Source organism: Sphaerisporangium sp. NPDC005288 (assembly GCF_040607475.1).
GTDB classification, from domain to species: Bacteria; Actinomycetota; Actinomycetes; order Streptosporangiales; family Streptosporangiaceae; genus Sphaerisporangium; species Sphaerisporangium rhizosphaerae.
This window is the reverse complement of the sequence record NZ_JBEXGT010000030.1, coordinates 1-12,850: the sequence shown is the minus strand read 5'-3', so window position 1 is coordinate 12,850 and position 12,850 is coordinate 1. Positions and strand designations below refer to the sequence as shown.

Genomic DNA, 12,850 nt, shown 5'->3' with positions numbered 1-12,850 from the left:
GAGATCCCTGGTGGAGGCATGGTCCTGCCGGCCCCCCGCCTGGGTCACGCCGGCCGGTCCTCGGGAACCCTCGGGGGTGGCCGGACGTTCTAGGTCGAGAGGTGGTGTGTGGCCATGCTGCGTGTCGTTCTGTTCCTGACATTCCTCGTCGTGCCGGTGCTGGAGATCTGGGTGCTCATCCAGATCGGCCAGGTGATCGGCGGCTGGCAGACCGTCGGGCTGCTCATCCTGGACAGCCTGATCGGCGCCTGGCTCGTCCGCCGGGAGGGCCGGCGCGCCTGGCGGGCGCTGCGGCAGGCCCTTGAGTCCGGGCGGATGCCCGAGCGCGAGCTCGCCGACGGGGCGCTCGTCGTCGCGGGCGGCACTCTGCTGGTGACGCCGGGCTTCCTGTCCGACGTGCTGGGCTTCTTCCTGATCCTGCCCTTCACCCGTCCGCTGGCCCGCCGCGGCCTGGGCTGGTTCCTCGGCCGCCGCGTGCGCGCGATGGCGTCGGCCTCGCCGTTCGGCGTGATGTTCTCCGGCGGCGCTTCCGGAGGGTCCGCGCGGCGCCCGGACGGGGTGCGCGTGGTCAGCGGCCAGGTCGTCGAGGAGCACGAGCGTCCCCGCGACGCCGCCTCGGGCCCGCGCCTGGCCCCCGGAACCCCGCGCCCCGCCGACGACGGCGCCGAACGCCCTCCCCGCTGACCCGCGCCCGGCCCCGGCCGGGATGCCTCCGCCCCCGTGGCTCCGGCCGCGGTGAGTCCGACCTCGTGGCTCCGGTCGGGGTACCTCCGACCCCGTGACTCCGGCCGGGATGACTCCGACCCCGTGATTCCGGCCGGGGTGACCGCGACGCGTGCCCGGCTTGAGCCAAGGTGCCCCACCCTATGCCTGGCTTGGGGTGGGGTACCCCACTTCGGGCCCTTAGCCCCCTACGGCGTCTCGACCCTCCGGCGGGCGGCTGCGACACTCCAGAGATCCAACCGCCGCCGGACGGGGAACGGGCCGGCCCTCGCACCCGACCATCGCGCACGCCGGGACAGGCGTGCCCGCGCGCGCCCGGCGGGCACCTTGCGATCGTCCCGTCCCGGCGCCGCGCCCGGCCATCGCCGATGGCCGCCGCCGGGGTGAGCCCGCAGGCCCGGCCCAGGCGGTGGGGAACCGCCGGCCGTCGCCGGCGCCGAGGGAATGGAGTGAGGCAATGACGACCGCTCTGGCCGAGCCCGACCTGATCATCCGGCCCTGTCTGCCCCCGTTCGGAGGCATCTTCGACCTGCCGGGGCGGGAGACCCCCGTCGCGACCCACATGCCGCACGCGCCCTTCGAGAACCTCGAGGAGCACCTGCACGAGCACCTGCCGCACCTGCACATCAGCTACGGGTTCGAGATCGCCCGCCACGAGCTGGAGCACCTCCCCGAGAGCACGCACCTCGAGGTCGTCATGGCGATCAAAAAGGAGCACCGGGTCGACTGCAATCCGATCTTCGTCAACCGCAAGAACGCCAGTGAAGGCGAGTGCCTGAAGATCGGCGGCGAGGACGTCCACTGGATCCACAGCGAGGACACCGCCCGCAAGGCCACCGAGCTGTTCGCCCGCACCGGCCGGCGACTGCCCGAGGACATGTACTTCTCCGGCTTCCTCACCAGCACCCCCGACGAGCGCGAGACGCGCGCCTACACCCGCGAGGAGCTGTTCGAGGCGATCGGCGACGGCCTGCTGGTCGAGCAGCACTTCCAGGCCACCTGGCTGGAGCCGCGCGAGGAGCCGATCGACCCCTACGACGTGATCATCTACCTCGGCAGCACCGACACCCGGTACCACACCTTCTTCCGCCTGCCGGCGATCGTCCCGCTCGGCGCCTCCTGAAGGCCCATCCCGGCGCGTGCCGCCGTCCGGCGCCGCGGTCGCGGCCCGGGCGGTGACCCGCCCCCTGTTCATCTTCACACCGACAACGGCACGGGAGTGATGGCCACCATGTCCGAGATCACCATGACCGGCACGCTGATGGGCGTGCGCAGGTCGCCGGGCAGCGGCACCACCGAGAAGATCGTCTACATCGACGTGGAGCAGCGGCCCGGCGGCGGCCCGGCCACGCCCAGCATGGTCAGCGTCCTTGAGCAGGACGGCAGGCGGGTCGCGGGCTACGTCCCCTGGATCAACTACTACGACATCGACGAGGCCGCCCGGAAGGACCCCGAGGGGTGGTCCACCGTCGAGCCGGCCGAACACTACAGCGCCCTTGTCGAGTGGCGCCCCTACGGCATGCGCACCGGCGGCCGCGCCGCCTCCCTGGAGCTGGCGGGGCTGCTGGCCGACCTTTCCCAGACCCCCGCCAAGCTGCGCCGCACCGCCGGCATGGTCGGCCAGGACGCCGCCACCCGCCCCGCGCCGGGCGAGTGGACGATCACCGAGATCGCGCTGCACGTCATCGCGGCCGACTCGATCATGGCGCCCCGCGTGCTCCAGGTGCTCACCCAGCCGGGCGTCACCCTGCCCGACATGGACGTGACCGAGGTGCAGCGGGTGCTGGGCCGGGCCAGGACGCCGCTGGAGGACCGCCTGGCCGCCTTCGAGGCCCGCCGCAAGGAGTGGATCGCCGCGCTGGACCAGATCACCGCCGAGGAGCTGGAGTACTCCGGCGAGCACACCCGCGACGGCACGGTGACCGTCCTGGACATCTGCCGGGCCATGTCCCTGCACGAGCTGGAGCACAAGAAGCAGACCGAGTCGGTCGCCACCGCCCTCGGCTACACCCTCGGCTGATGGCCCGGCACGCCCGCGGCGGGCTGGGCAGGCCGTACCGGGTGTTCCTGGTGGCCCAGTCGGTCTCCAACCTCGGGTCGGCCGTGTCGCTGGTGCTGATCCCCCTGCTGGTGCTGCGGCTCACCGGGTCCCCGCTCGACCTGGGGATCACGATGGCCGTGGAGTTCCTGCCCTACCCGCTGTTCGGCCTGGTCATCGGCGCCTACGTGGACCGGCTCTCCCGCCGCACGGTCATGATCGCCGCGGACGCCGGGCGGACCGCGCTCATCGCCTCCATCCCCGTCCTGGCGCATCTGGGGGCGCTGGAGATCTGGTGGATCTACCTGACCGGGTTCGCCGCCTCGACGCTCACCATCGCCTACAACGCCGCCGAGTTCGCGGTCATGCCGTCGCTGGTGGGCCCCGACCGGCTCGACACGGCCAACGCCCGGCTCTCGGCCGCCTCCTCGACGGCAGGGGTCCTCGGCCCGGCGGTGGCCGGCGCCGGCCTGATGGTCATGCCGGCCGCCACCGCGCTGCTGCTGGACGCGGCGACGTTCGCCTTCTCGGCCTGCTGCCTGGCCGGGCTGCGCCGCTCGCTGCCCGAGCGGGTCACGGGCGGCGGGCGCGAGCCGGTGCGCCGGGCCATCGCCGAGGGGGTCCGGTTCGTCTTCGGCCACCCGGTGCTGCGGGCCTGCGCGATCATGCTGGCGCTGACCAACCTCCTGGTGGGCGCCACGGCGGAGAAGCAGATCGTGACCCTGGCCAAGCAGCACTACCTGGCCGCCGACAGCGCCGTGAGCTGGCTGTTCGTGTCGGCGGGCGCGGGCACCGCGCTGTTCTCGCTGTTCAGCGACCGGCTGGGACGGCGCCTCGGCCCCGGGCGGGCCATCCTGCTGCCGTTCTTCGGCGGTGCGGTGTGCATGTTCGGCATCGGCGTCGTGGAGTCCTACCCGGCGGTCGTGCTGCTGTGGGCGCTCGGCTCGGGACTCGGGATGTTCTTCGTGGTCAACCTGCGCACGCTGCGGCAGCGCCTGGCGCCGGCCGGGATGCTGGCCCGGGTGGTCACCGTCGGCCAGGTGCTGTCCTGGACGCCGGTGCCGCTCGGGGCGGTCCTCGGCGGGTGGGTGACCGCCCGGGTGGGGGCCGCGCCGGTGTTCGCCGGGCTCGGAGTCGTCCAGCTCGTCGTGGCCGCCGGGTTCCTGGCGAGCCCGCTGCGCCGCGCCGGCGCCCACCTGGCCGCCGCCACCGGCCCGCCGGCGGCCGCGCAGGACCGGCCCGCCGCCGCGGCCGGACGGGCCGGGACGGCCGGCACGGCCGCCGTGCCGGCGCGGTCCGGAGCCTGACACCACCGGTCACGAGGCGCCGGCCCCGCCCGGCGCGGTTGGGGAGACGATGGAGATCACCGAGTTCCGCGGCATCAGGATCGGCCTGGTCGACGCGGCCGAGGCCCTCGAGGGCGGCTGGCGGGCCCACCGCGAGCGCCTGGACGTCGTACGGGTGCCCGACCCGCCCGTGGCCGAGTGGGCGCGGCTGCGCCGGGCCGGGTTCCTGCCCAAGCCGTTCCTGATCACCTGGACGGCCGCCACGGGCGGAAGCGAGGAGGAGTTCCTGGCCCGCCTGTCCACCAAGGAGCGCCAGAACGTCAGGACGGCGCGGCGCCGTGCCGCCTCCGACGGGCTCACGGTGCGCGCCGAACCGGTGGACGAGCGCCTGCTCGCGGCGTTCCTGCCGCTGTACGCCGGGCGCGTCGCCGGCATGCGGCACGGCTGGGCCGTCGCCGCCGAGCAGCGCGACGCGCTCATGCGGGACGCGGGGGAGCACTTCGCGGTGTGCGCCTACGATGGCGGCGAGCTGGCCGGATGCTGCCTGGCCTGGCAGCGGCCGCACCTTTCCGCCGTCCACCTGCGCTTCTCGGCGGTCGGCCCGCGCCACCGGGAGTCCAGCCTGGCCAGAGTGCTCTACATGGCGGCCGCCCAGGTGGCCAGAGAGCGCGGCTACCCGACGCTCACCTTGGGGATGGACCCCAACATCTACGGCCATGTCGCCAAGCCGGGCCTGTTCGGCTTCAAGTGGCGTCTGGGCTTCACCGGCGTCCCGTCCCAGAGCGTCGACCCCGAAACCGGCGCCGACCAGGCCGACCTGCTGCTCCACCTGGGCCGCCTCAGCGACCCGTCCTTCTTCCTGGCCTACGCCGGACCCCACCCCGGCCGCGAGCTGCGCCTTGAGGTGTTCAGCGGCGGCGGGGACCTCGACACCCGTCCCTTCGAGGCGCCGTTCCTGCGCGGCAGGGCCGTCCACCTCGTGCCGCGCGGCGCCGTCCCACGGCGCGAGGCGGCCGCGGCGCGGTGAGCGGGTACACGACCGGTAAAGGCCGGATGAAAGTCCGGTGAGAACAACGATGCCCCCGACGCCGCCCGCGGAGGGCGGCTCGGAGGCATCGGCCGGTAGGTCAGGCGCTCTTGCGCCGTTGTGCCCGAAGGATCGCAAGGCGCTCGTTCAGCACCTCTTCCAGGTCCTCGATCGTGCGGCGCTCCAGTAGCATGTCCCAGTGGGTGCGCGGTGGCTTGGCCTTCTTCTGCTGCGGCTGCTCGGCGTCCACCCGTAGGGCGGTGGCGCCGCAACTACGGCACTCCCAGGTCGCCGGGATCTCCGCCTCCGCGGCAAGGGGCACGTCGAAGCGATGGCCCTTCGGGCAGGTGTAAGGCACCTCCTGGCGCGGGGCCAGATCGGTGTTGCGGTCGTTCTCGTAGCTGGTGGCTCCGAGACGGGTACCGCGTAGTGCACGCTCGCCCATGTTTCAATGCCTCCTGAGGGCCCCATCATGAGGGGTGGGTCTCCACGGCTTACAACGCTTGATACCGTGGATGGATTCCCACCCTGAGGGTGATCCAATCGCGCCATTTCGCGCGGTCCTCGATACCCGCCGATCTTTGCGCCCCCCGGCCGGGCGGCGCTCGCCCGGCCCCCGCGGGGTTACAGGTGGGAAGGCACCGCGTTGCCCGCCTCGCGCACGGCCCGGGGCAGGTTCACCGCCAGCAGCAACGCGAAACCGGCCACGAAGAACACCAGCAGCGACAGGATCGCCGAGCGGTAGCTGTCGGTCAGCTGCAGCGCCAGCGTGAGCGTGAACGACCCCAGGAACGCCGAGCCCTTGTCGCTGACCTCGAACAGGCTGAAGTACTCCGCCTCCTTGCCCGCCGGGATCACGAGCGAGTACAGCGACCGCGACAGGGCCTGCGTGCCGCCGAGGACGATCGCGATGATCAGGGCGATGGCGTAGAACTGCACGGCCGCGCCCTTCTGCAGGAAGTACGACACCGCGACCACGCCGGTCCACACCACCAGGCTGACCAGCACCGTGCGCTTGGTGCCGAACCGCCCGGCGAGCCGGCCGAGCAGCAGCGCGCCGCCGAAGGCGAAGAACTGCACCGCCAGAATCGCGGTGATCTGCACGGTCTTGTTCAGCCCGAGCTCCTGGTCGGCGTAGGTCGCCGAGAACGAGATCACCGTCTGCACGCCGTCGTTGTAGATCAGATAGGCCAGCAGGAACAGCAGGCTGCGCGGGTAGCGGCGCAGGTCGGCCAGCGTGCGGCCGAGCTGGCGGAAGCTGCCGGCCACGGCCCTGACGGACGTGGCGTCGTGGGTGCCCACAGGGCGGTTGCGCAGGCGCAGCAGCGGGATCACGGTGAACACGGCCCACCACACGCCCGCGGAGGCCAGGCTGATGCGCACGGCCAGGCCCTCCTCGATGCCGCTGCCCAGGTACAGCGCCAGGTTGATCGCCAGCAGCGCGAACCCGCCGAGGTAGCCGAAGCCCCACCCGCGCGAGGAGACCGCGTCGCGCTCCTCGGCGCCCGCGATCTGCGGCAGGAAGGAGTTGTAGACGACCATGGCCGCGCCGAAGGAGGTGTTGGCGACGATGAACAGCACGCCGCCGAGCAGGTAGGCGTCCCCGGCGACGAAGTAGAACCCGAGGGTCGCCGCCGCGCCCAGGTAGGCGAACACGCCGAGCAGCTCCCGCTTGCGGCCGGTATGGTCGGCCAGCGCCCCGGCGATCGGCATGATCAGGATCTGCAGCACCACCGACGCCGTCACGACGGCCGAGAAGTACGCCTTGGCGCGCACGTCGAAGCCGAGGAAGCCGACCAGCCCCTCCTCCCCGCCGGCGGCCCGCTCGGCCAGGGAGGTCAGGTAGGGGCCGAGGAAGACCGTGATGACCGTCGTCTGGAAGCCGGAGTTGGCGAAGTCGTACCAGTACCAGCCCCGCTGCTCCCGCCTGCGCGACTCTGGGGGGTCTTCGGCGACGACGGAGGTGCTGCTCATGGGGGTCTCCTGATGGGTCACAGGGGGTGCGGGCGGCGCCGCGGCGGGCGCCGGGCCGTGAAGGGGACGGGGGAGCGGACTGCCGTCCGGCGCCCCGGAGGGGGCGAGGAGCGGCGCGAGCGGAGTGCGGGCCGCCCCAGGCAAGGGGCGGCGGGAGCGGAGTGGGGGCCGCCGCCCCAGGGAAGGGGCGGCGGGAAGCCTCAGGCGTGGGCGGCGGGACGTCTCGGGTGCCACTGGCCCCGGTCGCGCAGCACGTCGCGCAGCCCGGAGATGTTGTCGGTCATGATGCCGTCCACGCCGAGGTCGAGCAGCCGCTCCATGACCCGCGGGTCGTCCACCGTCCACACGTGCACCTGCATGCCGAGGGCGTGGGCCGTGCGGACCAGCGCCCGGGTGGTGACCCGCACGCCGCGGAACCCGACCGGCACCTGCGCGCACGGGACGCCCTCGCGGGCGAGGCCTCCGAGCAGCCGGCCGTACCCGGAGCCCATGGCGGCGGCGCGCAGCCGGGCCACCCCGCGCGGGCCGAGCGCCGAGCAGATCGGGCGGCCGACCGCCATGCGGGCCCTGGCCAGGCGCATGTCGGAGAAGGAGGTCAGGCACACCCGGTCGTAGGAGGCGGTGCGGCGGATCGCCTCGGCCAGCGGGCCGATCGCCGGGGCCTCCTTGACGTCGATGTTGACCCGCACGTCCGGCCAGGTGCCGAGGACCTCCTCCAGCAGCGGGATCTGCTCGACGCCGCCGATGAGCGCCCGGCGCACCTCGCGGTAGGGCAGCTCGGCCACCCTGCCGTGGCGGTCGGTCACCCGGTCGAGGGTGTGGTCGTGGAAGGCCAGCAGCACCCCGTCGGCGGTCGCGTGGGCGTCGGTCTCCAGGTAGGAGTACCCCATCTCGACGGCCCGGGAGAAGGCGGCCATGGTGTTCTCCCGGCCTTCGGCGGCCCCGCCACGGTGGGCGAAGGCGAGCGGTCCGGGATGGTCCAGGAACGGGTAGCGGCGTTGCACGACGAGGAGTATCCCCTGTGTAAGGCTGTCACGTCAGCCTACCTGGATGAACATTCGGGTCACGAAGCCACTTCTCCCGGCCCGGGGAGGAGTCGATCACCCGATCGGGACGGGCCCGCGCGGGCCGCCGGATGCTTCCGGCGGGCTCGCGCGGCGGCCGTCAGGTGCCGCCGACGGGTCTCCGCCATGGCAGGTCACGTCCCGGCGGCGGGTCGGCGGGAGGCGGGTCCGCGGGCGGCCGTCAGGTGCCGCCGGCGTCCTCGGTGTCGCCTTCGGTGCCCCAATCGGAATCGGTGTCGCCGTCGGGCGCGGAGCCGGAGGCGTCGGCCGCCGCCCACTCCTGGCGGCGGGCCTCGGCCAGCACGATCGCGGCGGCGACGCCCACGTTGAACGAGCCGACCCGGCCGACCTGCGGGATGTAGATCACCTCGTCGGCGGCCTCCAGCACGGCGGGGGAGCAGCCGTGGTCCTCGCTGCCCAGCACCAGGCACACGTCGCGGCCGAGTCTCGCCCGGTGCAGCGGCACGGCGTCGCCGGTCAGCTCGACGGCGATCACCGTGTAGCCGTGGTCCTTGGCCTCGCGCACCGCCTCCAGCGCGGGGACGGGGTCGTGCCAGGTCACCAGCCGGTCGGTGCCGAGGGCGGTCTTCTGCACCTTGGGGTTGGTGGGCGGGATGGCGTTGCCGGCCAGCCACAGCTGGTCGGCGCCGAACGCGGCGGCGGTGCGGAAGATCGAGCCGACGTTGAACGGGCCCGTCACCGACTCCAGGATCAGCGACAGCCGGTTCTCGGTGCCCCGGCGCCAGGAGCGGTTGAGCCGCTTGACGTCGGTCGGGCGCAGCTGCCTGCGGGTGCCTGTGCTCATCGGGCGTTCATCGCTCCTCGTCGTCGCCTGGGGATGTGCGGCCGCCCCGGGCGACCCGCAGCACGCGGTAGGCCGACCGGGAGGCCGCGCGCGTCGCCTCCCAGCCCTGTTCGCCGAGCCACCGCTGCAGGGAGTCCGAGCCGAGGTGCTTCTGCACCACCAGGTAGGCCGTGCCGTCGGGGGTGAGCCGGTCGAGCCAGCGGGTGAGCATGGCGTGCAGCGCGGGTTTGCCGATGCGGATGGCCGGGTTGGACCAGATCGCCGAGAACCGCACGTGCCGTGGCACCTCGTCCACATGGGCCGCTCTTACTTTGTAAAGGCCCGCGCTTTGGGCGTTCCGCTCGCACAGCTCGAGCGCGCGCCGGTTGACGTCCACCGCCCACACCGTCGCCTCGGGCGCCCGGGAGGCCATGGTGAGGGCCACCGGCCCGTAGCCGCAGCCGAGGTCGAGCAGGTCGCCCTCCCGTGGCGGCTCGGGCACGCTCTCCAGCAGCACCCGGGTGCCCGGGTCGAGCCGGCCGGGCGAGAAGACGCCGCTGTCGGTGGCCAGGCGCAGGTGCAGGTCTGGCAGCACGACGTCGACCGTGCCCGGCCGGGCGGCCGCGCCGGGCCGCTCGTCGAAGTAATGTGCCCCCTTGGACGTCACGTGCAGAGACGTTACCAACCACACGGCGGTGCTCGCCGCCACGCCCGCCCCGGCGCCGGCGTCGTCAGGGGAGGCGGGTGCCGAGGAGCATGGCGGCCCCGGCCACCAGCAGGCCGGCCAGGACGCCGGCCACGGTGAACCACTGGCCGACCTCCTGGTGCACGATGCGGTAGCCCAGCGAGCTGCCGATCTGGCTGTAGACCTCGCGCAGCTCGTCGCCCGACTCGGCGGTGTAGGCCCGCCCGCTGGTGCCGTCCGCCAGCGACTGCAGGGTGGTCTTGTTGACCGGCACCTGCACGTCGCGCCCGTCGATGCTCACCGTGCCGTCCGGCGTGCCGTAGGCGATGGTGGAGACCGGCACGTGCAGGCCCGACGCCGCCTGGATGGCCTCGTTGACCGAGCGGCCTGAGGTGTTGTCGCCGTCGGACAGCAGCACGATCGCCGAGGGCGGCGGGTCGGTCACCGCGCGCTGGTCGAACGAGCGCACCGAGTCCAGCGAGTTGAACACCGCCTCGCCGATCGCGGTGCCCGGACGGGTGGACAGGTTGCCGATGGCGGTGATCACCGCCAGGTGGTCGGTGGTCGGCGAGATGACCACCGCGGCCGAGCGGGCGAAGGAGACCAGGCCCACGTTGAACCGCTCGGGAAGGTCCTTGACGAACTGCTGGGCCGCCTGCTGGGCCGCGACCAGCCGGGTGGGAGAGACGTCGGCGGCCTCCATCGACAGCGAGATGTCCACCGCGATGATGATCGTCGCCCGGTCCCTGGGCACCCGCGTCGCGTCGGCCGGCCGGGCCGCGGCGGTGATCAGCAGGGCCATCATCAGCAGGAACAGCGCGGCGGGCACGTGGCGCCGCCACCCGGGCCGCTCGGGCGCGACCAGGCTGAGCAGCGCCAGGTTGGTGAAGCGCATCGCGTACCGGCGGCGGGCGAACTGGGTGTAGACGTAGGCCGCCACGATCAGCGCGAGCGCCGCGAACAGCCACAGCCATCCCGGAGACAGAAAGGTCACGCGCCCGCCCTCCTGGTGGGGTGCCGACCGGCCAGGTGGGCGGTGCGACGGTGCCTGAGGGTGTACTGGACGATGTCGTACACCCAGTCGCGGTCGGTGCGCAGCACCAGGTGGCCTACCCCGCACCGGCGCAGCGCCACCCGGTTGGCCGCCCGCTGCGCCGCGGCGGCCTCGGCGTAGGCGCGGCGGATCTTCGGGGTGAGGTGGATCTCCCGGGTGCGCCCGGTCTCGGGGTCGGTCAGGGCGACCAGGCCCACGTCGGGCAGCTCCAGCTCGCGCGGGTCGACCACCTCCACGGCCAGCACCTGGTGGCGGGCGGCCAGGCGGCGCATCGGCCGCTCCCAGTCGCGCTCGGTCGCCAGGTCGCCGTCCCTGCCGAGGTCCAGGAAGTCGGAGACGACCACCCGCAGGCCCCGCTTGCGCCTCGCCTTTCCCATCAGGTCGATGGCCTCGGCCAGGCGGGTGGGGCCGGAGACCGCGGCGCCGCGCGGGGCGTCGAGCAGCGTCTGCAGCAGCGCGTACATGGCCGGGCGGCCGGTGCGGGCCGGCAGGCGGTGCACCTCGTCACCGTGGATCACATACGCGCCGAACCGGTCGCCGATGCGGCTGGTCAGAAAGCCGATGGCGCCCACCGTGGCGACGACCAGGTCGCGCTTCTCCATCGCGGCGGTGCCGAAGTCCATGCTCGGGGACAGGTCGGCCAGCACCCACGTCTCCAGCTCGCGGTCGGCGACCAGGTCGCGGACGTGCGGGACGGTCGTGCGGGCGGTGACCGACCAGTCCATGCGGCGCACGTCGTCCTCGCCGGGCACGTACACCCGGCTGTCGCCGGGCTCGCTGCCCGGGCCCGGCAGCAGCCCCTGGTGCTGCCCGTGCAGCAGGCCGTCCAGGCGGCGGACCACGGTCAGCTCCAGGCGCCGCAGGGCGTGCTCGGGGCCGGCCGCCCGCCCGGTGGCGGGGGCGTGCGCGCCGCTCATCGCTGCGCCTGGTTCCACACGACGAGCGGAGGAGGCACGGCGGCCAGGATCTGGCGCACCACGTCCTCCGGCTCGACGCCGTCGGCCAGCGCGTCGAAGGTCAGCATCAGGCGGTGGCCCATGACGTCCACGGCGACGTCGCGCACGTCGTCGGGCAGCAGGTAGTCGCGCCCGCGCAGCAGCGCCAGCCCGCGCCCGGCCGCCACCAGGCCGAGCGTGGCCCGCGGGCTCACCCCGATCTCGACGGCCTCCTCCAGCTCGCGCAGCCCGTACTCGGCGGGGGAGCGGGTGGCCATGACCAGGCGGACGACGTAGTCGGCGACGAGCTGGTGCACCGACACCTGGTCGGCGAGCTTCTGCAGCGCCATCAGCCGCGCCGGGTCCAGCACCTGGGAGGGCAGCGGCGGGGAGACGCTCATGCGGTGCAGGATCTCCAGCTCCTCGCCGGCGGTCGGGTGGGCGACGCTCACCTTGAACAGGAACCGGTCGCGCTGCACCTCCGGCAGCGGGTAGACCCCCTCGGACTCGATGGGGTTCTGGGTGGCCAGCACGATGAACGGCCGCGGCAGCGGATGGGTGCGCCCCGCGAGGGTGACCTGCCGCTCGGCCATGACCTCCAGCAGCGCCGACTGCACCTTGGCCGGGGCCCGGTTGACCTCGTCGGCGAGCAGGAAGTTGACGAACACCGGGCCGAGCTCGATGTCGAAGCTCTCACTGGAGGGGTGGTACACCCGGGTGCCGACGATGTCGCTGGGCACCAGGTCGGGAGTGAACTGGATGCGGGCGAAGGTGCCGCCCACCACGGTCGCCAGGGTGGAGGCGGCCAGCGTCTTGGCCACGCCGGGCACGCCCTCCAGCAGGCAGTGACCGCGTGCCAGCAACGCCACCAGCAGCCGTTCGATCATGTGGTCCTGGCCGACGATCACCCGGCGGACCTCGGCGAGGGACTGCTGTAGGAGACGGAGGTCCGCGTCGGCGCCGTCGTCCGGCCCGGACCCGTCACTGCGCTCTTCGGCAACGGTCATGCGGCCATTCCATCAAACACGGCGCAAAGGTGCACGGCACCGTCGCGGTGAGCCGGGTGTCGTGGTGTGCTTTCATGGCTGCGTGGCCACTCCGCTCCAGTACGGTGACCCGCCCAGGCTGGGTCCCTACGTCGTGCAGGCGCGGCTGCAGTCGCTCGCCACCGGGTTCGTGTACCTGGCGCAGGACGCCGAGGGGCGCGCGGTGTCCATCGCGCTGCTGACCCGCGGCGCCGCGCTGGACGCGGCGGCCCGCGAGCGGTTCCTGGCGGCGGC

General features: G+C 73.4%; 13 protein-coding genes and 1 pseudogene. 6 read left to right on the top strand and 8 right to left on the bottom strand.

Features of this window, described 5'->3' with window-relative positions:
* Positions 1-114: 114 nt before the first annotated feature.
* The 5 genes from ABZU32_RS25960 to ABZU32_RS25940 all read left to right on the top strand — a co-directional run bounded on the left by ABZU32_RS25960 (position 115) and on the right by ABZU32_RS25940 (position 5,074).
* Entirely contained in the window at positions 115-684 is a 570-nt protein-coding gene (locus tag ABZU32_RS25960; RefSeq protein WP_354925970.1) for an FxsA family protein, read from the top strand.
* Positions 685-1,180: 496 nt separating this feature from the next.
* On the top strand, positions 1,181-1,846 hold the full coding sequence (locus ABZU32_RS25955) for a hypothetical protein (protein WP_354925968.1): 666 nt from the start codon (positions 1,181-1,183) through the stop codon (positions 1,844-1,846).
* Between the two features lie 108 nt (positions 1,847-1,954).
* Complete coding sequence (locus tag ABZU32_RS25950) at positions 1,955-2,743, top strand: DinB family protein (RefSeq protein WP_354925966.1); 789 nt, start codon at positions 1,955-1,957, stop codon at positions 2,741-2,743.
* Entirely contained in the window at positions 2,743-4,068 is a 1,326-nt protein-coding gene (locus ABZU32_RS25945; protein WP_354925964.1) for an MFS transporter, read from the top strand. The genes ABZU32_RS25950 and ABZU32_RS25945 overlap by 1 nt, the downstream gene beginning before the upstream one ends.
* Before the next feature lie 49 nt (positions 4,069-4,117).
* A complete protein-coding gene (locus ABZU32_RS25940) occupies positions 4,118-5,074 on the top strand; it encodes a GNAT family N-acetyltransferase (protein WP_354925962.1) in 957 nt (318 codons plus the stop codon).
* 100 nt (positions 5,075-5,174) lie between these two features.
* Here ABZU32_RS25940 and ABZU32_RS25935 read toward each other — a convergent pair whose 3' ends face one another.
* From ABZU32_RS25935 to ABZU32_RS25900, 8 genes are all read right to left on the bottom strand, one after another.
* Positions 5,175-5,519, bottom strand: a complete 345-nt coding sequence (locus tag ABZU32_RS25935; RefSeq protein WP_184981820.1) for an RNA polymerase-binding protein RbpA — start codon at positions 5,517-5,519, stop codon at positions 5,175-5,177.
* 179 nt (positions 5,520-5,698) lie between these two features.
* Positions 5,699-7,048 carry an MFS transporter gene (locus ABZU32_RS25930; protein WP_354925960.1) on the bottom strand — a complete coding sequence of 450 codons (1,350 nt, stop codon included), beginning with the start codon at positions 7,046-7,048 and terminating at the stop codon, positions 5,699-5,701.
* Between the two features lie 200 nt (positions 7,049-7,248).
* A complete protein-coding gene (locus tag ABZU32_RS25925; protein WP_354853308.1) occupies positions 7,249-8,052 on the bottom strand; it encodes a glycerophosphodiester phosphodiesterase in 804 nt (267 codons plus the stop codon).
* A 241-nt stretch (positions 8,053-8,293) separates the two neighbouring features.
* On the bottom strand, positions 8,294-8,917 hold the full coding sequence (locus ABZU32_RS25920) for an RNA methyltransferase (RefSeq protein WP_354925958.1): 624 nt from the start codon (positions 8,915-8,917) through the stop codon (positions 8,294-8,296).
* Between the two features lie 7 nt (positions 8,918-8,924).
* Positions 8,925-9,563, bottom strand: a complete 639-nt coding sequence (locus ABZU32_RS25915) for a methyltransferase (protein ID WP_354925956.1) — start codon at positions 9,561-9,563, stop codon at positions 8,925-8,927.
* Positions 9,564-9,627: 64 nt separating this feature from the next.
* Complete coding sequence (locus tag ABZU32_RS25910) at positions 9,628-10,575, bottom strand: VWA domain-containing protein (protein ID WP_354853314.1); 948 nt, start codon at positions 10,573-10,575, stop codon at positions 9,628-9,630.
* A complete protein-coding gene (locus tag ABZU32_RS25905; RefSeq protein WP_354925954.1) occupies positions 10,572-11,552 on the bottom strand; it encodes a DUF58 domain-containing protein in 981 nt (326 codons plus the stop codon). Before ABZU32_RS25905 ends, ABZU32_RS25910 begins: the two co-directional genes overlap by 4 nt.
* Positions 11,549-12,577, bottom strand: coding sequence for an AAA family ATPase (locus tag ABZU32_RS25900; RefSeq protein ID WP_354853318.1), 1,029 nt, complete (start codon positions 12,575-12,577; stop codon positions 11,549-11,551). Before ABZU32_RS25900 ends, ABZU32_RS25905 begins: the two co-directional genes overlap by 4 nt.
* An 82-nt stretch (positions 12,578-12,659) precedes the next feature.
* Here ABZU32_RS25900 and ABZU32_RS25895 point away from each other — a divergent pair.
* Positions 12,660-12,850, top strand: a pseudogene (locus tag ABZU32_RS25895) (hypothetical protein); the annotation flags it as partial.

Coding starts and splice junctions, on each gene's coding strand:
- ABZU32_RS25920 (WP_354925958.1), bottom strand. CDS start 8,917: ATGAGCACAGGCACCCGCAGGCAGCTGCGCCCGACCGACGTCAAGCGG.
- ABZU32_RS25940 (WP_354925962.1), top strand. CDS start 4,118: ATGGAGATCACCGAGTTCCGCGGCATCAGGATCGGCCTGGTCGACGCG.
- ABZU32_RS25935 (WP_184981820.1), bottom strand. CDS start 5,519: ATGGGCGAGCGTGCACTACGCGGTACCCGTCTCGGAGCCACCAGCTAC.
- ABZU32_RS25945 (WP_354925964.1), top strand. CDS start 2,743: ATGGCCCGGCACGCCCGCGGCGGGCTGGGCAGGCCGTACCGGGTGTTC.
- ABZU32_RS25955 (WP_354925968.1), top strand. CDS start 1,181: ATGACGACCGCTCTGGCCGAGCCCGACCTGATCATCCGGCCCTGTCTG.
- ABZU32_RS25930 (WP_354925960.1), bottom strand. CDS start 7,048: ATGAGCAGCACCTCCGTCGTCGCCGAAGACCCCCCAGAGTCGCGCAGG.
- ABZU32_RS25905 (WP_354925954.1), bottom strand. CDS start 11,552: ATGAGCGGCGCGCACGCCCCCGCCACCGGGCGGGCGGCCGGCCCCGAG.
- ABZU32_RS25950 (WP_354925966.1), top strand. CDS start 1,955: ATGTCCGAGATCACCATGACCGGCACGCTGATGGGCGTGCGCAGGTCG.
- ABZU32_RS25960 (WP_354925970.1), top strand. CDS start 115: ATGCTGCGTGTCGTTCTGTTCCTGACATTCCTCGTCGTGCCGGTGCTG.
- ABZU32_RS25900 (WP_354853318.1), bottom strand. CDS start 12,577: ATGACCGTTGCCGAAGAGCGCAGTGACGGGTCCGGGCCGGACGACGGC.